At 65.4% G+C, this 18,387-nt stretch carries 17 protein-coding genes; 11 read left to right on the top strand and 6 right to left on the bottom strand.

What is annotated here, in order from left to right:
• Nucleotides 1-143: 143 nt before the first annotated feature.
• Genes AC0KWY_RS06630 through AC0KWY_RS06655 form a run of 6 tightly spaced genes read left to right on the top strand, consistent with a single transcriptional unit; the run spans nucleotide 144 to nucleotide 4,764 of the window.
• Complete coding sequence (locus AC0KWY_RS06630) at nucleotides 144-962, top strand: TOBE domain-containing protein (protein WP_474028845.1); 819 nt, start codon at nucleotides 144-146, stop codon at nucleotides 960-962.
• 29 nt (nucleotides 963-991) lie between these two features.
• Nucleotides 992-1,738, top strand: coding sequence for a molybdate ABC transporter substrate-binding protein (gene modA / locus AC0KWY_RS06635; RefSeq protein WP_474028846.1), 747 nt, complete (start codon nucleotides 992-994; stop codon nucleotides 1,736-1,738).
• A gap of 13 nt (nucleotides 1,739-1,751) precedes the next feature.
• Nucleotides 1,752-2,429 carry a molybdate ABC transporter permease subunit gene (modB, locus tag AC0KWY_RS06640; RefSeq protein WP_474028847.1) on the top strand — a complete coding sequence of 226 codons (678 nt, stop codon included), beginning with the start codon at nucleotides 1,752-1,754 and terminating at the stop codon, nucleotides 2,427-2,429.
• A 1-nt stretch (nucleotide 2,430) separates the two neighbouring features.
• Entirely contained in the window at nucleotides 2,431-3,501 is a 1,071-nt protein-coding gene (gene modC, locus AC0KWY_RS06645; protein WP_474028848.1) for a molybdenum ABC transporter ATP-binding protein, read from the top strand.
• Between the two features lie 4 nt (nucleotides 3,502-3,505).
• On the top strand, nucleotides 3,506-4,342 hold the full coding sequence (modD, locus tag AC0KWY_RS06650) for a ModD protein (RefSeq protein WP_474028849.1): 837 nt from the start codon (nucleotides 3,506-3,508) through the stop codon (nucleotides 4,340-4,342).
• A gap of 29 nt (nucleotides 4,343-4,371) precedes the next feature.
• Nucleotides 4,372-4,764, top strand: a complete 393-nt coding sequence (locus AC0KWY_RS06655) for a NifB/NifX family molybdenum-iron cluster-binding protein (RefSeq protein ID WP_474028850.1) — start codon at nucleotides 4,372-4,374, stop codon at nucleotides 4,762-4,764.
• Nucleotides 4,765-4,771: 7 nt separating this feature from the next.
• Here the strand turns inward: AC0KWY_RS06655 and AC0KWY_RS06660 are convergent, their stop codons facing one another.
• Nucleotides 4,772-5,446, bottom strand: a complete 675-nt coding sequence (locus tag AC0KWY_RS06660) for an SIMPL domain-containing protein (protein ID WP_474028851.1) — start codon at nucleotides 5,444-5,446, stop codon at nucleotides 4,772-4,774.
• Nucleotides 5,447-5,595: 149 nt separating this feature from the next.
• On the opposite strand from AC0KWY_RS06660, the gene AC0KWY_RS06665 reads away from it, so the two are divergent.
• Nucleotides 5,596-6,555 (top strand): hypothetical protein, encoded by a 960-nt coding sequence (locus tag AC0KWY_RS06665; RefSeq protein ID WP_474028852.1) that lies wholly within the window; start codon nucleotides 5,596-5,598, stop codon nucleotides 6,553-6,555.
• A gap of 18 nt (nucleotides 6,556-6,573) precedes the next feature.
• Here AC0KWY_RS06665 and AC0KWY_RS06670 read toward each other — a convergent pair whose 3' ends face one another.
• Nucleotides 6,574-7,512, bottom strand: a complete 939-nt coding sequence (locus tag AC0KWY_RS06670) for a GGDEF domain-containing response regulator (protein ID WP_474028853.1) — start codon at nucleotides 7,510-7,512, stop codon at nucleotides 6,574-6,576.
• Nucleotides 7,513-7,716: 204 nt separating this feature from the next.
• Here AC0KWY_RS06670 and ppk1 point away from each other — a divergent pair, with 204 nt between their 5' ends.
• Both ppk1 and AC0KWY_RS06680 read left to right on the top strand, forming a co-directional pair.
• Entirely contained in the window at nucleotides 7,717-9,798 is a 2,082-nt protein-coding gene (ppk1, locus tag AC0KWY_RS06675) for a polyphosphate kinase 1 (RefSeq protein ID WP_474028854.1), read from the top strand.
• Nucleotides 9,799-9,847: 49 nt separating this feature from the next.
• A complete protein-coding gene (locus AC0KWY_RS06680) occupies nucleotides 9,848-10,339 on the top strand; it encodes a hypothetical protein (protein ID WP_474028855.1) in 492 nt (163 codons plus the stop codon).
• A 35-nt stretch (nucleotides 10,340-10,374) separates the two neighbouring features.
• Here the strand turns inward: AC0KWY_RS06680 and lolA are convergent, their stop codons facing one another.
• Together lolA and AC0KWY_RS06690 are read right to left on the bottom strand one after the other, a co-directional pair.
• The gene (gene lolA, locus AC0KWY_RS06685) at nucleotides 10,375-10,995 is read right to left on the bottom strand and encodes an outer membrane lipoprotein periplasmic chaperone LolA (protein WP_474028856.1); all 621 of its coding nucleotides are present in this window, start codon (nucleotides 10,993-10,995) and stop codon (nucleotides 10,375-10,377) included.
• Nucleotides 10,996-11,064: 69 nt separating this feature from the next.
• Complete coding sequence (locus AC0KWY_RS06690) at nucleotides 11,065-13,329, bottom strand: DNA translocase FtsK (protein ID WP_474028857.1); 2,265 nt, start codon at nucleotides 13,327-13,329, stop codon at nucleotides 11,065-11,067.
• Nucleotides 13,330-13,528: 199 nt separating this feature from the next.
• Between AC0KWY_RS06690 and trxB the strand changes: the two genes are divergently transcribed.
• Together trxB and AC0KWY_RS06700 are read left to right on the top strand one after the other, a co-directional pair.
• Entirely contained in the window at nucleotides 13,529-14,488 is a 960-nt protein-coding gene (trxB, locus tag AC0KWY_RS06695) for a thioredoxin-disulfide reductase (RefSeq protein ID WP_474028858.1), read from the top strand.
• The gene (locus AC0KWY_RS06700; protein ID WP_474028859.1) at nucleotides 14,472-15,341 is read left to right on the top strand and encodes a Smr/MutS family protein; all 870 of its coding nucleotides are present in this window, start codon (nucleotides 14,472-14,474) and stop codon (nucleotides 15,339-15,341) included. Before trxB ends, AC0KWY_RS06700 begins: the two co-directional genes overlap by 17 nt.
• A 50-nt stretch (nucleotides 15,342-15,391) precedes the next feature.
• Here AC0KWY_RS06700 and AC0KWY_RS06705 read toward each other — a convergent pair whose 3' ends face one another.
• On the bottom strand, nucleotides 15,392-17,434 hold the full coding sequence (locus AC0KWY_RS06705) for a sodium-translocating pyrophosphatase (protein WP_474028860.1): 2,043 nt from the start codon (nucleotides 17,432-17,434) through the stop codon (nucleotides 15,392-15,394).
• A gap of 595 nt (nucleotides 17,435-18,029) precedes the next feature.
• Entirely contained in the window at nucleotides 18,030-18,368 is a 339-nt protein-coding gene (locus AC0KWY_RS06710; RefSeq protein WP_474028861.1) for a P-II family nitrogen regulator, read from the bottom strand.
• Nucleotides 18,369-18,387: the final 19 nt, after the last annotated feature.

Here is an 18,387-nt window from a genome sequence, read left to right on the forward strand (position 1 = left end):
CTTTTCGCTATATACCGTGGCAACTAGCGTAATCGCCGCGGCTTGTCGGCAATATAACCAAGCCGTTTATGCTCTTGCAACCATAGCGCCCCAAGGATTTTCCGGTAAACTCGAAAACGCTATATATCGAGAGAAATAACAGAATGGATCAAGCCCTTCCCCGCCTGCGCAGCAAACTCGAATTCGACGGTCCGCTCGGCACCTACCTGGGCGACACCCGCATCCGCCTGCTCGAAGCGATCGACCTGCAGGGTTCGATCTCGCAGGCAGCAAAAGCCGTGCCGCTGTCGTACAAGGCGGCCTGGGATGCGGTCGATGCGATGAACAACCTGGCCGAGCAGCCGCTGGTGCTGCGCTCGACCGGCGGCAAGCACGGCGGCGGCACCCAGTTGACCGATTACGGACGCAAGGTGATCGCCCTCTACCGGGCGCTGGAAGCCGAATACCAGGCGGCGCTCGACCGTCTGACGGCGAGCATGAACGATGGCCAGGCGAGCGATTTCCAGCAGTTCAGCCAGTTGTTGAAGCGCATGTCGATGAAGACCAGCGCCCGCAACCAGTTCGCCGGCAAGGTCGTCGGCCTGCGCGAAGGCGATGTCGATTTCGAGGTCCGCCTCAAGCTCGACGACGAAAACGAGTTGGTCGCCGTGATCACCGGCGAATCGGCGGAAAACCTCGGGCTGGCCATCGGCATGGAAATCAACGCGCTGGTCAAGTCGTCGTCGGTGTTGCTGCTCAACGATCCGGCGGTCAAAACCACCGCCCGCAACCACCTGTGGGGCGAAATCACCCGCATCCACGAAGGCCCGGTCAATTCCGAAGTGACGCTGGCGATGAAGAACGGCAAGTCGGTGTGCGCCGTCGTCACCCACGACAGCGTCGAAAAGCTCGGCCTGGCCGTCGGCGAACACGCCTGCGCGGTGTTCAAGGCCTCGTCCGTGATCCTCTGCAAGTACGCCTGACCCCTTCCCACCCTTCCAGGAGAACTCCCATGAAGCGCCTTTCCGCCCTCTTTGTCGCCCTGCTCGCCGCTGTCGGCGCGCACGCTGCCGAAGTCCAGGTTGCCGTCGCCGCCAACTTCACCGCGCCGGTCCAGCAGATTGCCGCCGAATTCGAACGGCAGACCGGTCACAAGGCCGTGCTTTCGTTCGGCGCCACCGGCAAGTTCTACGCCCAGATCGTCAACGGCGCGCCGTTCGAGGTCTTTCTGGCCGCCGACGACACCACCCCGGCCAGGCTCGAAAAGGAAGGCCAGGCCGTCGCCGGCACGCGCTTCACCTACGCTGTCGGAACGCTGGTGCTGTGGTCGGCGAAGCCCGACTTCGTTGACGCCAAGGGACAGATCCTGAAGCGCGGCAGTTTCAACAAGCTGGCCATCGCCAACCCGAAAACCGCGCCTTACGGCGCCGCCGCCGTCGAAACGCTGAACAGGATGAAACTGCTCGCCACCGTGCAAGCGAAATTCGTCCAGGGCGAGAACATTTCCCAGACCCTGCAGTTCGTCCATACCGGCAACGCCGATCTCGGCTTCGTCGCGTTGTCGCAGGTGTACAAGGATGGCAAGCTGACCGGCGGCTCGGCGTGGATCGTCCCCGGCGAGATGCACGAGCCGATCCTGCAGGACGCGGCGATCCTCGCCAAGGGCAGGGACAACCCGGCGGCCAGGGCGTTCATGGATTACCTGAAGACGCCACGCGCCCACGCCATCATCACTTCCTACGGCTACGCGCTGCGCTGAGCAAACCGAAACGATGCTGACCGACACCGACCTCCAGGCCATCTGGCTGACCATCCGCCTGGCCGGCATCACGACGCTGATCCTGCTCGTGATCGGCACCCCGATCGCCTGGGGACTGGCGCGCTGCCGGGCCTGGTGGAAGGGCCCGCTGGGCGCCGTCGTCGCGCTGCCGCTGGTGCTGCCGCCGTCGGTGCTGGGTTTCTACCTGCTGCTGGCGATGGGGCCGAACGGTCCGGTCGGCCATCTCACCCAGTCGCTCGGCCTGGGCACCCTGCCCTTCACCTTCTGGGGTCTGGTCGTCGCCTCGGTCTTCTATTCGCTGCCGTTCATGGTGCAACCGCTGCAGGGCGCTTTCGAGGCGATCGGCGAGCGGCCGCTGGAAGTGGCGGCGACCCTGCGCGCCTCGCCGCTCGATACCTTCTTCACCGTCGCCGTGCCGCTGGCGCTGCCCGGCTTCATTACCGCCGGCATCCTCACGTTCGCCCACACCGTCGGCGAGTTCGGCGTCGTGCTGATGATCGGCGGCAACATCCCCGGCGTCACCCGGGTGGCGTCGGTACAGATCTACGACCACGTCGAGGCCATGGAATACATGGATGCCCACCGTCTGGCCGGCGTCATGCTGGCCTTCTCCTTCCTCGTGCTGCTGGCGATGTACGTCTGGCGGCCGGGCGCCCGGAAGGGAGGCTGAGATGCCGGAAATCGCCGCCCGCTTCAAACTCGACTGGCCCGGTTTCACCCTCGACGTCAACCTGAACCTGCCCGGCAACGGCGTCACCGCGCTGTTCGGCCACTCCGGTTCCGGCAAGACGACGCTGCTGCGCTGTATCGCCGGTCTCGAACGGGCGGCGCACGGCCGCCTGGTGTTCAACGGCCGCACCTGGCAGGACGCCGGCCGCTGGCTGCCGACGCACCGCCGGCCGATCGGCTACGTTTTCCAGGAGGCCAGCCTGTTCCCGCACCTGTCGGTGCTCGGCAATCTGGAGTACGGACGCCAGCGGAGCGCCAGCGCCGGACGGGTGGCGCTCGACCAGGCGGTGGAATTGCTCGGCATCGGCCACCTGTTGCAACGCAAACCGGACAGCCTGTCCGGCGGCGAGCGGCAGCGCGTCGGCATCGCCCGGGCGCTCGCCGTCAGCCCGGAAATCCTGCTCATGGACGAACCGCTGGCGGCGCTCGACTTGAAGCGCAAGCAGGAAATCCTGCCCTACCTCGAACGCCTGCACGACGAGCTCGACATCCCGGTCATCTACGTCAGCCACGCGCCCGACGAAGTTGCCCGGCTGGCCGACCACCTGGTCGTCCTCGACGGCGGCCGCGTCGTCAGCGCCGGCCCGCTGGCCGAGACGCTGGCCCGCATCGACCTGCCGATCCGTCTCGGCGAGGACGTCGGCGTCGTCCTCGACGCCACGGTCGAGAGCATCGACGAGACCTGGCAGTTGATGCGCGTCGTCTTCCCCGGCGGCGGCCTGTGGACGCGCGCCCGCGACCTGCCGCCGGGACGCCGCGTGCGCGTGCGCGTACTGGCGCGCGACGTTTCGCTGGCGATCGACGAACCCGGAGCAAGCAGCATCCAGAACGTGCTGCCGGCGACGGTCGATGCCGTCGGCCCGGACGAACATCCCGGCCTGCTGCTGGTCCGCGTCGCGGTCGGCGAGAGCCGCCTGGTCGCCCGCCTGACCCGGCGCTCGGCCGAGCAGCTCGGCATCGTCGCCGGCCGGCCGGTCTATGCGCAGGTCAAATCCGTGGCCCTGATGGAGTGAAGCCGTGAATCCCTACACCTTGCCCGACCACGAACTCGAACGCCTGCTCGGCGAGGATGTGCCGGCCGGCGACGCGACGACGCTGGCACTGGCGATCGGCGAGCGGCGCGGCCGTCTCGACTTTCGCGCCCGCTACGAGATGGTCGTCTGCGGCAGCGAGGAAGCCCGCCGCCTCGGCGAACTGCGCGGCCTGACGGCGACCGGCGCGCAGGCCGGCAGCGGCACGCCGCTTGCCGCCGGCGCCACCATCCTCAGCCTCGAAGGCCCGGCGAGCGGCCTGCACGCCGTCTGGAAAACCGCCCAGACGCTGATGGAATACCTGTCCGGAATCGCCACCGCGACGGCCGCCATCGTCGCCGCCGCGCGCCGTGGCGACCCCGATTGCGCGGTGGTGTGCACGCGCAAGAACTTCCCCGGCACCAAGGCGGCGACCGTCAAGGCGGTCCTCGCTGGCGGCGCCAGCCCGCACCGGCTGAGTCTCTCCGAAACCCTGCTCGTCTTCGCCGAGCATCGCGTCTTCCTCGACGCAACGCCGGCCGCGAGCATCGCCCGCCTGCGCCGCCGCTGGCCGGAGCGGGCGCTCGTCGTCGAAGTCGGCGACCTTGCCGAAGCGCAAGCCTGGGCGGCGGCCGGCGCCGACATCCTGCAACTGGAGAAATGGCCGGTCGACGCGGTCGGCGATCTGATGCGCCGGCTACCGGGCACGCGAATTGCTGCGGCAGGTGGTATCAACGCCAGCAACGCCGAGGCCTACGCCCGCGCCGGCTGTCGCATCCTGGTCAGCAGCGCGCCGTATTTCGCCGGCCCGCGCGATGTGGCGGTGACCCTGTCCGCGCTGTAAGCGCCTGTAGGTTTCCCGACAAGTCGACCATGAAAATCGCCATCGCCACCAAGAACCACCTCGAAGTCAGCGGCCACGCCGGCCAATGCCGGCACTGGCTGGTCTACGACCTGAGCCGGCATCAGAGCACCCAGCTATTGCCGGCGCCCGCCTTCATCGAACTGGACAAGACGGAAATCCTGCACAGCTTCGCCGACGACCGCCCGCACCCGCTCGACGGCGTCGATCTCATCGTCTGCGCCAGTGCCGGCGACGGCTTCATCCGCCACATGAAGCTACGCGGTTGCGAGGTGCTGCGTACCGGCGAAACCGACCCGACACTGGCGATCACCCGCATCCTCGCCGGCGAGGCGCTGTCCGACCCACGCTTCGACATCACCACCTCGCTGTGCAAGCTGCGCGACCTCTTTTCGCGCCACTGAACACGCCCTAATCGGCCAGCTCGATCTGGCCGCTGACCGTCGTCGTCAGCTGGCTTTCGCCGGCCTCCAGCGGCGCCGGCGCGGCATCCGCGAGCATCGCCTTGGCCGCCCGGAAGACCGGCACCGGCATCGCCCCCCCCTGCTGCGACACCACCAGTTGCTTGATCTTCCACGGCTTGCCGAGCGCCGCGGCGATCACTTCGGCACGCGCCTGGAAGGCGCGGATGGCGTCACGCGTCGCCTCGTCCTCGACCTTGCGCCGGGTTTCCGGCGACGGCATCTGGCTGACCTGGCCGACCGCCAGCTTGCGCTGCTGCAGTTCGCCGAGCAATTCGGAAACCGCCGCCAGATCGCGCGACTCGAGGACGAGTTCGCTGCGCATCTGCCAGCCTTCGATCTTCTGCTCCCGACCGTAGACCGGGTAGGTGGACTGGTTGCCGCTTTTCGCCTGAACGCCGGCCTTGCCGCGGATCAACTGCAGCGCGCCGGCGATTTCCTGGTTGACCTGGCGCGCCAGCAGGGCCGGATTGGCGCCGCGCGCCTCGACATAGACCACCGCCTGCACCTGGTCGTTGGCGGCCGGCCGCGACGCCTCCGCCGCCAGATCGACGGTGGTACCGGCTTGCGCCGCGGAAACGCCGAGCAGGGCGAGGGAGAAAACGAGCGGGGAAAGTGCTTTCATGAGGGGGGCTCCTGCGTTGACCTGGAACGATCATAGCGAGCGCGCCGCCCGGCTGCCCGTGACCAAAGGTAAAAATATGTTTCGTCGTGGTAAAGCAGCCGCAGGTTCTTCTTGTTTCCAACTCTGCCTTTTGTAATACTTGCTCCCCCATGATCAACGCCCCCCAAATCGATCGCCAGACCGTCCACGACGCCTCCCCCGAAGAAGGCTCACGCCGCATCATCAACGGGGAAGAGCGGGTCTACTACGACGGCTACTGGATCAAGGCCTACCAGGTTCCAGCGGATACGCTGGAGGCGAAGAAACGCCTGATCGATGCGCTGACCCGCCGTCTCTTCAACCATACCGAGCACGGCCTCAACATTCCCGGCACCCGGCTCGCCGAAGCGCGCGCTTCCTTCGAAGCAGAAAGCGATGCCGCCCGCCGCCGGATCAAGGGCGCGATGCTGGCCGGCGCGTTGTTCAATCGCGCCGCCGACATTTTCCGCAAGCTGGTCGAACTGCAGGCCTGCGGCATTGAAATCCTCAGCGACAATCCGCTGATGCGCGAATGTGGTCGCTGCCTGCTGGAAGCCATGGAACTGGGCAGGAATGTGCTGCACCGCAGTGGCGAGGAAGGCATCGACGAGCTGTGGGGCGAACCCTTCCGCGCCTTCTCGATTCCGCTCGAGGACTTCTACGAAAGCCGCTACATCAAGATCGGCCAGACGATGCGCGACATCGACCGGATCGCCCGCTGCATGATCGACAACGTGGCTCGCTTGCCGGCCTTCGCCGGGGCCGAACCGGTCATCCTCGATCTCGCCAGCGCGGCCAAGATCAAGACCGAGACGCTGCGCACCGACCCCGACATCTTCGACGTCTGGTCGATCATGGTCACTGCCGGCGAACGCCTCGACGCCCTTGCACCGAATCCGCTCGACTGCAACTGCAGCGTCGTGCACGACACCACCGTTGGCCTGCAGTTGCTGCGCCAGGGCCGCGACCTGATTTTCTACATCACCCGCGCCCGCACGCCGATGCCGAAGAGCACCCGGGAATTCGTCGAGCGTTGCGAAGCCTTTCGTACCAGCGGCCACGCGCCGCTGACCCATTTTCGCCAGGACTGACGTTTCCGGCTTCCGCCGTCAGTTCGATTCGCAGCGATTACGGCCGCTCGCCTTGGCCTTGTAGAGCAGTTCGTCGGCCTCGCGAAAAACCGCCTTGACCATGCTGCTGGCCGGCGACACGCAGACCGCACCGACCGATACCGTGACCCGCCCCCAGGCTTCATTACGCTCGTGCGGCAGATTCAGCGCCGCCACCGCCTCGACGATCGACAGGCCCATGCCGACATGGACGCCCGGCGACGCTTCGGGAATCACCACCGAAAACTCCTCACCGCCGTAGCGCGCGGCAAAGGCGCCCGGCGCCAGGCGATCGGCATCGGCCCGCACGGCAACCTGATCGATCGCCGTGGCAACGGAACGCAGGCAATCATCTCCCGCCTGGTGGCCGTAGTGATCGTTGTATTTCTTGAAATTATCGACGTCGATCATCAGCAGACTGAACGGCTTGCCCTTCTGGACCGCGGTTTCCCACAGGGTATCGATGCGCAGATCCATCGCCCGCCGGTTGAAGAGCCCGGTCAGACCATCATGATTCGCCTGGTCCTGCAGCTTGCCGTTGGCCTGCGCCAGCCGCGAGCGAAGCGCGGCGATCCGCGTCATTGCCTTCATCTTCGCCTGCAGCACGCCTTCCGGAGAACTCTTGGAAATGAAGTCGTCGCCACCGGCCTCGATCGCCGTGATCAGGTTGGTGTCGCTATCGGTTGCCGTCACGAAAATGATCGGCGTCCAGGCCCACGGTTCATGCCCTTCCAGGCCGCGAATCCGGGTCGTCGTCTCAAAACCGTTCATCCCTGGCATTTCGATATCCATCAGCACGAGGTCGAAAGACTCGCTGCGGAACATATCGATTGCCCTCTGTCCGTTGTTTGCGTGGCGCACTTCGTGACCGAAGGATTCCAGGCGTGCCGTCGTGATCATGGCGATCGCGCGCGAATCATCGACCAGAAGGATTTTCATGACACTGTGAATTCATAAAAAGAGCCGACAGCATACCCTTTTATCCTGCACCGGGGTAGCACGAAAGTCTTATGCCATCGCCGAATTTCGCACCCGGCAATACCTCGACCGCACGCTTTGAGGATTAATCTGGCGGTAACATTAACGCAACAAAATGAGCACCTTGAAGCCTATACTTGAGAAACCCCTTCCGGATCGCGCGCCATGATCAACAACGACCAGCCCCCTCGCTTCCCGTCCGACAACTACCTCAACCGCGAACTCGGCCTGCTCGCTTTCAACCGCCGCGTGATGGCCCAGGCCCAGGACGAGCGGATGCCACTTCTGGAACGCCTGCGTTTCCTGTGCATCGTCTCCAGCAACATGGACGAATTCTTCGAAATCCGCGTCTCCGGGCTGAAGGAACAGATTCGCGCCAAATCGTCGGTAACGACGATCGATGGCAAGACGGCACAGGAAACTTTCCGCCTGGTCGCTGCCGAAGCGCACGCCATCGTCCATGAGCAGTACCAGCATCTCAACGACGTGATCCTGCCGGCACTGGCCGAACAGGGCATCCGCTTCCTGCGCCGCTCGACCTGGAACGAAGCGCAGCGGGAATGGATCCGCGACTATTTCATCCGCGAGATGGTGCCGGTGCTGACGCCGATCGGGCTCGACCCGTCCCACCCCTTCCCGCGCGTCCTCAACAAGAGCCTCAATTTTGCCGTCGAACTCGAAGGCAAGGACGCCTTCGGCCGCAGTTCCAACATCGCCATCGTCCAGGCGCCGCGCGTGCTGCCGCGTGTCATCCATCTCCCCGAGGAACTTTCCGGCTGCGCCTACGGCTTCGTCTTCCTGTCGTCGATCCTGCACGAGTTCGTCGGCGAGTTGTTCATGGGCATGACGGTGCTCGGCTGCTACCAGTTCCGGGCGACGCGCAATTCCGATCTCTTCGTCGACGAGGAAGAAGTCACCAACCTGCGCACCAAGCTGCAGGGCGAACTGCCGCAACGCCATTTCGGCAACGCCGTGCGCCTCGAAGTCGCCGACAACTGCTCGCCGGCGATCACCGAATTCCTGCTCGCGCAATTCGCGCTGCAACCGGTCGACCTCTACCGCGTGCATGGCCCGGTCAACCTGGTTCGCCTGATGCAGGTACCGGACTGGGTAGACCGCCCGGACATGAAATTCCGCCCTTTCATCCCGGGCACCCCGAAAGGCCTGGGCAAGGGAATCAACATCTTCGACAGCATCCGCAAGGGTGACATCCTGCTCCACCACCCCTACCAGTCGTTCGCGCCGGTCATCGAACTGCTCAGCCAGGCGGCGACCGACCCCAACGTGGTGGCGATCAAGATGACGGTGTATCGCACCGGCACCGATTCGGTGCTGATGGAGTCGCTGGTCCGCGCCGCCCAGAACGGCAAGGAAGTCACCGTGGTTGTCGAACTGATGGCGCGCTTCGACGAGGAAGCCAACATCAGCTGGGCGACCAAGCTCGAACAGGTCGGCGCCCACGTCGTCTACGGCGTCGTCGGTTACAAGGTGCACGCCAAGGCGCTGCTCATCGTCCGCCGCGAGGAAAGCGGCCTCAAGCGTTACGCCCACCTCGGCACCGGCAATTACCACCCGCGTACCGCCCGCCTCTACTCCGACTTCGGGCTGATGACCGCCAACGAGGAAATCACCCACGACGTTTCCGAGGTCTTCAAGCAGCTCACCGGCCTGGGCAAGGCGCGCACCCTGAAACACCTCTGGCAGGCACCGTTCACGCTGCAGCAGAATGTCGTCGCGGCGATCCAGGCCGAGGCCGAAGCGGCGCGCAACGGCCAGAAGGCGCGCATCGTTGCCAAGATGAACTCGCTGGTCGAGCGCGAGGTGATCCACGCGCTTTACGAAGCTTCGCAGGCCGGCGTGGACGTGGACCTGATCGTCCGCGGCGTCTGCATGCTGCGCCCCGGCGTCCCCGGCCTCTCCGACAAGATCCGCGTCCGCTCGATCATCGGCCGCTTCCTCGAACACCACCGCGTGATGTACTTCTACGCGGGCGGCAAGGAAAACGTCTATCTCTCGTCGGCCGACTGGATGGACCGCAACTTCTTCAAGCGCATCGAACTCGGCTTCCCCTTGCTCGACCCCAAGCTGAAGAAGCGCGTGATCACCGAGGGACTCAAGTTCTATCTCGCCGACAACCAGCAGGGCTGGGACATGAACAGCCAGGGCAGCTACCAGCGCCGCCGCTCGACCCGCAGCAAGCCGCACAACGCACAAGGCGAGTTGATGCTGACGCTCGGTGGCTGCTGAACGCGCACCCCGGCCGGCAAGACCGGGACGCTGACCGGCCCCGCTGACGATGACGGCAGTCTGCCCGAGCACCGCTGCCGACCTGGTCGTCACCGTACCGCTACCGGAGGTTCTGAACTACGCGGCGCTTGGCCTGCTGTTGCTTGTCGTCGGCGTCGCCTTGTTCAACAACCGGCTAATTTCCCGCGCCCCCGACTTCCTTGGCGGCGGTGTCGGCGGCATCGGGCTCATGCTCGCCTGCTACGGCGCATTGATGCTGCTGGTTCTCGCCCCCAGCCAGTATTTCGTCGAGCGCATCGTCGTCTCGCCGACCGCCACCTGCGCGGCGCGGGGTTTCTGGTTCTGGCCCATGCCGCCGCTGCGGCTCGATCATGCGGATATTGTCAGCCTGCGCCGCACGACCGATGCCAAGTGCGAGCCGCAACTGGAAGTGCGGCAGCGCGACGGCAGCCTGGTACGCAAGTCGCTGCCAACGCTATGGATCGACAACGCGGCGCAAATCGACGCCGCCTGGCTGCGGCTCGGCATCGGCAGCGAATGAGCGGCCGGTTTGCCGGGGGGCCGGGCCGTCGCCGGCTACTGACCGATGACGTCGGCGCCGGGAGGAGGCGTGAAGCGGAACAGCGTCGCCGGCAGGGGCGGGTTGCGCTCGCTGCGCTGCAGCCGGATCAGCGTCGTCTGACCGAAGTTGTCAAACAACTCCATCGCCTTCATTTCCTTGCCGAGCAGGCCGATGCGCACTTTCTCGAAGCCGCTGTCGGCGGTCTTCGGCGTCGCCTCGACCCATGAAAGGCCGTCGCGCTCGCCGCCTTCCCTGAGCACGAAATTCTTTTCCAGCGCATTGCTGCCGGCGAGCAGCGCCGCCGGCGAGGCGCCGATCGCGTCGCCGGCCGGCCGCACGGTGACCTGCTGCAGCTCCGGATCGTGGATCCAGATCTTTTCGCCGTCGCCGACCACCAGTTGCGGATAGGGCTTGAGGATTTCCCAGCGCAGCTTGCCCGGCCTCAGGATCGCCAGCTTGCCCGAGGACTCCTGGGGCTTGCGGCCGTTGCGGGCGAGCACCGACTGGTCGAAGTCGGCGCGGTAGCTGCGGGTGTCGTCGAGGAAGGCGCGCAACTGGTCTATGGCACCGGCGTGGGCGAAGGCCGGGGCCACGACGAAGGCGGCGGTAGCGAGAAGTTTCCGGGCGAGGTTCATGGGCGCAGCTTACGCCGGCCCGACGGCCGGCGCTGTTTCAATGTGTAAGGGTTTGTCGCGCCGGCCGCGTCATTCGGCCGGCTTCTTCATCAGCACTTCGCGACCGCCGCGACCGTCCATCGCCGACACCAGGCCGGCGTTTTCCATTGCCTCGATCAGCCGCGCCGAGCGGTTGTAGCCGATGCGCAGGTGGCGTTGCACCAGCGAGATCGAGGCGCGCTGGTTCTTCAGCACGATGTCGACCGCCTGGTCGTAGAGCGGATCGCTCTCGGCGTCGCCGCCACCTTCGCCGGCCTCGCCGCCGCCTTCGTCGTCGCCGCCGGCGCCGCTCAGGATGTCCTCGACGTATTCCGGTGCGCCGTTCGCCTTGAGGTGTTCGACGACGCGATGCACTTCATCGTCGGAAACGAAGGCGCCATGGACGCGGGTCGGATAGCCGGTACCCGGCGCGAGATAAAGCATGTCGCCCTGGCCGAGCAGCGCTTCGGCGCCCATCTGGTCGAGGATGGTGCGCGAATCGATCTTGCTCGACACCTGGAAGGCGATGCGGGTCGGAATGTTGGCCTTGATCAGGCCGGTGATCACGTCGACCGACGGCCGCTGCGTCGCCAGCACCAGGTGGATGCCGGAAGCGCGCGCCTTCTGGGCGAGACGGGCGATCTGCTCCTCGACCTTCTTGCCGACCACCATCATCAGGTCGGCCAATTCGTCGATGATGACGACGATGTAGGGCATGTGCTTGAGCGGCTCCGGCGCTTCCGGGGTCAGGCTGAGCGGGTTCGGGATGTGCTCGCCGCGCTTTTCGGCGTCCTTGATCTTGGTGTTGAGGCCGGCGATGTTACGCACGCCCATCGCCGACATCAGCTTGTAGCGCTTTTCCATCTCGGTGACGCACCAGTGCAGCGCGTTGGCCGCCTGCTTCATGTCGGTGACGACCGGCGCCAGCAGGTGCGGGATGCCTTCGTAGATCGACAGTTCGAGCATCTTCGGGTCGACCATGATGAGACGGACGTTTTCCGGCTCGGACTTGTAGAGCATCGACAGGATCATCGCGTTGACCCCGACCGACTTGCCCGAACCGGTGGTGCCGGCGACCAGCAGGTGCGGCATGCGGGCCAGGTCGGCGACCACCGGCAGACCGCCGATGTCCTTGCCGAGGCAGACGGTGAGCGGGCTGCCCATGTCGTTGTAGGGCTTGCTCGAAATGATCTCGGACAGCTTGACCATCTGCCGCTTCGAATTCGGCAGTTCGAGCGCCATGCACGATTTGCCGGGCACCGTTTCGACGACGCGGATCGACACCATGGCCAGCGCGCGCGCCAGGTCGCGCGCCAGGTTGACGATCTGCGCACCCTTGACGCCGATCGCCGGCTCGATTTCGTAGCGGGTGACGACCGGCCCCGGCAGGGCGGCGATCACCTTGACCTGGACGCCGAAGTCGGCAAGCTTGCGTTCGATCAGGCGCGAAGTGAATTCCAGGGTTTCGGCGCTGACCGTCTCGGTCGCCGGCGGCGCCGGGTCGAGCAGGTGCAGCGGCGGCAGCGTGCCGCCGACGATCGCCTCGGGGAACAGCATCGCCTGCTTCTCGCGCTCGACGCGGGCTTCCGCCTTCTTCGACACCGGCACTTCCGACGCCGGCGTGTCGATGAAGATCGGCTCGTGCAGTTCGACCCGCCGCTTCTCCTCCTCGACGACGACCTCGCGGCGCTGTGCGACTTCCTTGCCGATGCGCCGATCGCGCCAGGCATCGACGCGGCCGTAGACGAACAGGGTCAGCGCCTCGAGCAGCAGACCGAGCTTTTCGAAGGCCCAGATCCACGACATCCCGGAAAATGCGCTCCAGGCGACGCCGATCAGCGCCAGCAGCAGTAGCGTCGCACCGGTGAAACCGAACAGGTTGGCCAGCCAGCGGCTGAGCTCGACGCCGATCATGCCGCCCGGCGCCAGCGGCAACTGGACGTCGAGCGTGTGGAAACGCAGCGCCTCCAGGGCGCAACAGGCAAGCAGCAGGACGATGAAGCCGGGCACCGCCAGGTAAGGCGAATGCGACGCCCCCTGACCGCCGGCGTGCAGCTTGCGGAATCCCCACCAGACGAGCATGCCGAGCAGGACCACCCACCACCAGGCGGAAAGCCCGAAGACGTAGAGCAGCAGATCGGCGACCCAGGCACCGGCACGGCCCGCCGGGTTCTGCGGGCTGCCGTTGCCGATCGCGTGCGACCAGCCGGGGTCGGTACGCTGAAATCCCCACAGCGCCATGATCAGGAACAGCGCCAGCGCGCCAACCCCCAGCCAGCGGGATTCCTGCAGCAGGCTACCGATCTTGTCGGGCATGGGACTGGGTTCGTTTCGTCTTGCCATTGCATTCCCTAAACCGCTTCCGGAAAGTCCCGGAATGGTGTAAATCATTTCAAGTCATACAGTTAGCATAGAATTATAAACCGGTTTGAGAGATTGGTTACGTTAGCCCATAAAACGCCGCTCCATTAGGCGGCTATAATTTTCGCCATTCAATACCAAGGCAGAGACCCCAATGACGACCCGTCACACCCCACTGATCATTCTCGGTTCCGGCCCGGCCGGTTACACCGCCGCCGTTTACGCCGCCCGCGCCAACCTGAAACCGGTGCTGATCACCGGCATGGCCCAGGGTGGCCAGTTGATGACCACCACCGAAGTCGACAACTGGCCGGCCGCCGCCGACGGCATCCAGGGCCCTGAACTGATGAGCCAGTTCGAGGCGCACGCCCGCCGCTTCGACACCGAGATCATCTTCGACCACATCCACACCACCAAGCTGACCGAAAAGCCGTTCACGCTGGTCGGCGATAGCGGCACCTATACCTGCGACGCGCTGATCATCGCCACCGGCGCCTCGGCGATGTACCTCGGCCTGCCGTCCGAACAGGAATTCATGGGCAAGGGCGTCTCCGCCTGCGCCACCTGCGACGGCTTCTTCTACCGCAACAAGCCGGTCGCCGTCGTCGGCGGCGGCAACACCGCGGTCGAGGAAGCGCTCTACCTGGCCAACATCGCCAGCCACGTCACGCTGATCCACCGCCGCGACAAGTTCAAGGCCGAGAAGATCATGCAGGACAAGCTGTTCCAGAAGGAAAAGGAAGGCAAGGTCACCATCCTGTGGAACAGCACGCTCGACGCGGTGCTCGGCGACGCTTCCGGCGTCACCGGCCTGGCGATCAAGAACGTGCCGTCCGGTGAAGTGAAGCAGGTCAACGTACACGGCGTCTTCATCGCCATCGGCCACAAGCCGAACACCGACATCTTCGCCGGCCAGCTCGACATGGACCACGGCTACATCGTCACCCAGGCCGGGCGCAGCGGCAACGCGACGCAGACCAGCATCCCCGGCGTCTTCGCCGCCGGCGACGTCCAGGACCAGATCTACAAGCAGGCCTGCACCTCGGCAGCGAGCGGTTGCATGGCGGCGCTCGATGCCGAGCGCTACCTCGACAACCTTGGCCACCAAGCCTGACCCCAAGCCTTTGAAGGACGGCCTGCGGGCCGCCTGGCGGCAGCGTGCGGCGACGCCGGTCGCCGCACCGCCGGCGCCTGCGCCGCGCGACGCGGCATCTGGCGCCGCTGCAACGGACGAACTGTCGCTGTTCCGTCAGGCGGTGGCCGGCGTCCAGCCGCTGCCCGACGCCAACCGGGTGCTCCTGGAGAGGCCGCCGTCGCGGCGGATCGCCCCTCCCCGGCGGCAGCCGGAAGGCACTCCGGGTCGTCCCGGCGCCCGCGACGACGGCGCGTTGCCCGCCCGCTGGCAGGACGATACCCGTCCCCGGCGCCTGCCCGACGATCCCGAGCAGGCGGCCTTCGTCCTGGCAATGGCCGGCGTCGCCCCGCTGCCGGACAGGAACCTGGCGGCGCTCACCAAGCCGCTGCCGCGGCCGGCGCCGGAACAATCGCAGGCCGACCACCAGGCGGTACTACATGAAAGCCTGCACGCGCCGATCGCCCTGCAGGACCGGCTCGAAGGCGGCGACGAGGCAGCCTACCTGCGTCCCGGCCTGGCGCAGACGGTGCTGCGCGACCTGCGCCGCGGACGCTGGGTGGTGCAGGACGAGATCGATCTGCACGGCCTGAACCGCGAGCAGGCGCGTCACCTGATCGCCGGTTTCCTGCATACCTGCCTGCACCAGGGCAAGCGCTGCCTGCGCATCGTGCACGGCAAGGGCCACGGCTCGCCGCACAAGCTGTCGGTGCTGCGCCAGCTGGTACGCGGCTGGCTGGCCCAGCGTCACGAGGTTCTCGCCTACTGCCAGGCGAAACCGCAGGACGGCGGCGAAGGCGCCCTGCTGGTGCTGCTGCGCGCGCCGAGAAGCTGACGAAAAAATGCGCCCCGCAGGGCGCATTCCTTGAACCGAAAAGCTGGCGATCAGACGATCAGCGGCACGATCAGCAGCGCGACCAGGTTGATGATCTTGATCAGCGGGTTGACCGCCGGGCCGGCCGTATCCTTGTAGGGATCGCCGACGGTATCGCCGGTAACCGCCGCCTTGTGCGCATCGGAACCCTTGCCGCCGAAGTGGCCATCCTCGATGTACTTCTTGGCATTGTCCCAGGCACCGCCGCCGGTAGTCATCGAAATCGCCACGAAGAGGCCGGTGACGATGGTGCCGACGAGCAGGCCGCCGAGCGCCTGCGGACCGAGCAGCAGACCGACGACGATGGGCACGGCAACCGGCAGGATCGACGGGATCATCATTTCCTTGATCGCCGCGACGGTCAGCATGTCGACCGCGCGCGAGTAATCGGGCTTGGCCGTGCCTTCCATGATGCCGGGAATTTCCTTGAACTGGCGACGCACCTCGACGACCACGGCGCCGGCCGAACGACCGACCGCTTCCATCGCCATCGCGCCAAACAGGTAGGGAATCAGACCGCCGACGAAGAGGCCGATGATCACCATGTGGTTCGACAGGTCGAAGGTGAATACCTGGCCAGTCGCCGCTTCCAGCGCGTGCGTGTAGTCGGCGAAGAGGACCAGCGCGGCAAGGCCGGCGGAACCGATGGCGTAGCCCTTGGTCACCGCCTTGGTGGTATTGCCGACGGCGTCGAGTGGATCGGTGACGGCGCGCACTTCCGGCGGCAGTTCGGCCATTTCGGCAATACCACCGGCGTTGTCGGTGATCGGACCGTAAGCATCAAGCGCAACGACGATACCGGCCATCGACAGCATCGAAGTGGCGGCGATCGCCAGCCCGTACAGGCCGCCGACCGAGTAGGCCGCCCAGATCGAGGCGCAGACGGAAAGCACCGGCAGCGCCGTCGCCTTCATCGAGACGCCGATGCCGGCGATGATGTTGGTCGCGTGACCGGTCTGGCAAGCCGCCGCAACGTGCTTGACCGGCGCATATTCGGTGCCGGTGTAATACTCGGTGATCCACACCATCGCCGCCGTCAGCACCAGGCCGATGATGGCGCAGACAAACATGCTGGCGGTGGTGATACCAGCCGCCGGGTCACCGGCGCCGATCAACCACGAGGTCACCGGGTAATAGAAAGCCAGCGCCAGCACGCCGGCGACGATCAGGCCCTTGTACAGCGCCCCCATGATCTTGCCGCCGTCGGAGGTCTTGACGAAGTAGCAGCCGACGATCGAGGCGATGATGGAGACGGCACCGAGCGCCAGCGGATAGAGGATCAGCGCATCGCCGAGCACCGGCGAGGCCTTCAGCATCAGCGCACCGAGCACCATGGTGGCGACGACGGTCACGACATAGGTCTCGAACAGGTCGGCCGCCATGCCGGCACAGTCGCCGACGTTGTCACCGACGTTGTCGGCGATCACCGCCGGGTTGCGCGGATCGTCCTCGGGAATCCCGGCTTCCACCTTGCCGACCAGGTCGGCACCGACGTCGGCCCCCTTGGTGAAGATGCCGCCGCCGAGACGGGCGAAAATGGAAATCAGCGACGAACCGAAAGCCAGACCGATCAGCGCATGCAGCGCACTGTCCTGGGGCAGGCCGAAAGCCAGCATGCCGCCGTAGTAGCCGGCAATACCGAACAGCCCGAGGCCGACCACCAGCATGCCGGTGATCGCCCCGCCCTTGAAGGCGACGTCAAGCGCCGGCGCAATGCCCCCGCGTGCCGCTTCGGCGGTACGCACATTGGCGCGGACGGAAACGTTCATGCCGATGAAACCGGCGGCACCGGACAACGTGGCGCCGATGACGAAGCCGACCGCCGTCGGCATGCCGAGGAAAATGGCGATCAGCACCGCCATCACCACGCCGACCATCGCGATGGTCTTGTACTGCCGACTCAGGTAGGCGGCCGCCCCTTCCTGGATCGCCTTGGCGATTTCCTGCATGCGCTCGTTCCCCGCCGGCAACGCAAGAATCGAACGACTGGACAACCAGCCGTAGATGACCGCCAACCCCGCACATAACAACGCCAACCACAATGCAGAAGACATTACTTCTCCCTCTCTTTAGACTGACAAAAATTGAACAGGCTATTTCTCCGCAATACTTTCCGGACGGCAAGACACGACCCAGACGCGGATGCGCCAGGGCAGTCACCGGAAAAGGAGGAAAACGGGTGCTTGTCGGTCTGTGCCGAATCGGGTCTTGTCTGAAAAACCGCACCGATCGCGACAGCGCTTCCGGGTACTGCGAGGAAGGCTGGCCGCGTCGTCATACTCTGGCCCTTAGTTCAGGGACATGACACGGCCGGACATACCGACCCTGTCATCGCCACATGCCTCACGGCATGCCGGGAAGATTGGGGATAGGTGACGGCAGTTGCCGTCACATCTTCTCTCTACCTGAATGATGTACATGAAATCCCGCTTGCCACTGAATCGTTGGAGAATCCTGACTGACGGATGAGGGGAACCCCCTCAGGCGAAGGAAATTACCCGCTTTTGCCGGGACGGTCAAACGATTTGCTCAGACTTGGTGCAAATCGCCGGGAATACCATGACAAACCGCTTGGCATGCACCAAGCCGGAAACAAAAACGGGACGGCTGGCGCCGTCCCGTTCCAAGCTCTGGCCTACCGGCAGGCGATCAGATGGCCGCTTCGTTGGTCTCGCCGGTACGGATACGGACAACCTGTTCGACGCTGGTGACGAAAATCTTGCCATCGCCGATCTTGCCGGTGCGCGCCGCCTTGACGATGGCGTCGATCGCCGGCTCGACCTGCGGACCGGCAACGACGATCTCGATCTTGATCTTGGGCAGGAAATCGACGACGTATTCGGCGCCACGGTACAGCTCGGTATGCCCCTTCTGGCGGCCGAAGCCCTTGACTTCGGTGACCGTCAGGCCGGTGATGCCGACTTCCGACAGCGCCTCGCGCACTTCGTCGAGCTTGAACGGCTTGATGATGGCTTCGATTTTTTTCATGTCTGTTTCCCTCTTCTCG

This window comes from Azonexus sp. MM2026_4 (assembly GCF_055901855.1).

Bases quoted from the DNA above. Each gene is read 5' to 3' on its own strand.
- AC0KWY_RS06630 (WP_474028845.1), top strand. From the start codon at position 144: ATGGATCAAGCCCTTCCCCGCCTGCGCAGCAAACTCGAATTCGACGGT.
- modA (WP_474028846.1), top strand. From the start codon at position 992: ATGAAGCGCCTTTCCGCCCTCTTTGTCGCCCTGCTCGCCGCTGTCGGC.
- modB (WP_474028847.1), top strand. From the start codon at position 1,752: ATGCTGACCGACACCGACCTCCAGGCCATCTGGCTGACCATCCGCCTG.
- modC (WP_474028848.1), top strand. From the start codon at position 2,431: ATGCCGGAAATCGCCGCCCGCTTCAAACTCGACTGGCCCGGTTTCACC.
- AC0KWY_RS06655 (WP_474028850.1), top strand. From the start codon at position 4,372: ATGAAAATCGCCATCGCCACCAAGAACCACCTCGAAGTCAGCGGCCAC.
- AC0KWY_RS06660 (WP_474028851.1), bottom strand. From the start codon at position 5,446: ATGAAAGCACTTTCCCCGCTCGTTTTCTCCCTCGCCCTGCTCGGCGTT.
- AC0KWY_RS06665 (WP_474028852.1), top strand. From the start codon at position 5,596: ATGATCAACGCCCCCCAAATCGATCGCCAGACCGTCCACGACGCCTCC.
- AC0KWY_RS06670 (WP_474028853.1), bottom strand. From the start codon at position 7,512: ATGAAAATCCTTCTGGTCGATGATTCGCGCGCGATCGCCATGATCACG.
- ppk1 (WP_474028854.1), top strand. From the start codon at position 7,717: ATGATCAACAACGACCAGCCCCCTCGCTTCCCGTCCGACAACTACCTC.
- AC0KWY_RS06680 (WP_474028855.1), top strand. From the start codon at position 9,848: ATGACGGCAGTCTGCCCGAGCACCGCTGCCGACCTGGTCGTCACCGTA.
- lolA (WP_474028856.1), bottom strand. From the start codon at position 10,995: ATGAACCTCGCCCGGAAACTTCTCGCTACCGCCGCCTTCGTCGTGGCC.
- AC0KWY_RS06690 (WP_474028857.1), bottom strand. From the start codon at position 13,329: ATGCCCGACAAGATCGGTAGCCTGCTGCAGGAATCCCGCTGGCTGGGG.
- trxB (WP_474028858.1), top strand. From the start codon at position 13,529: ATGACGACCCGTCACACCCCACTGATCATTCTCGGTTCCGGCCCGGCC.
- AC0KWY_RS06705 (WP_474028860.1), bottom strand. From the start codon at position 17,434: ATGTCTTCTGCATTGTGGTTGGCGTTGTTATGTGCGGGGTTGGCGGTC.
- AC0KWY_RS06710 (WP_474028861.1), bottom strand. From the start codon at position 18,368: ATGAAAAAAATCGAAGCCATCATCAAGCCGTTCAAGCTCGACGAAGTG.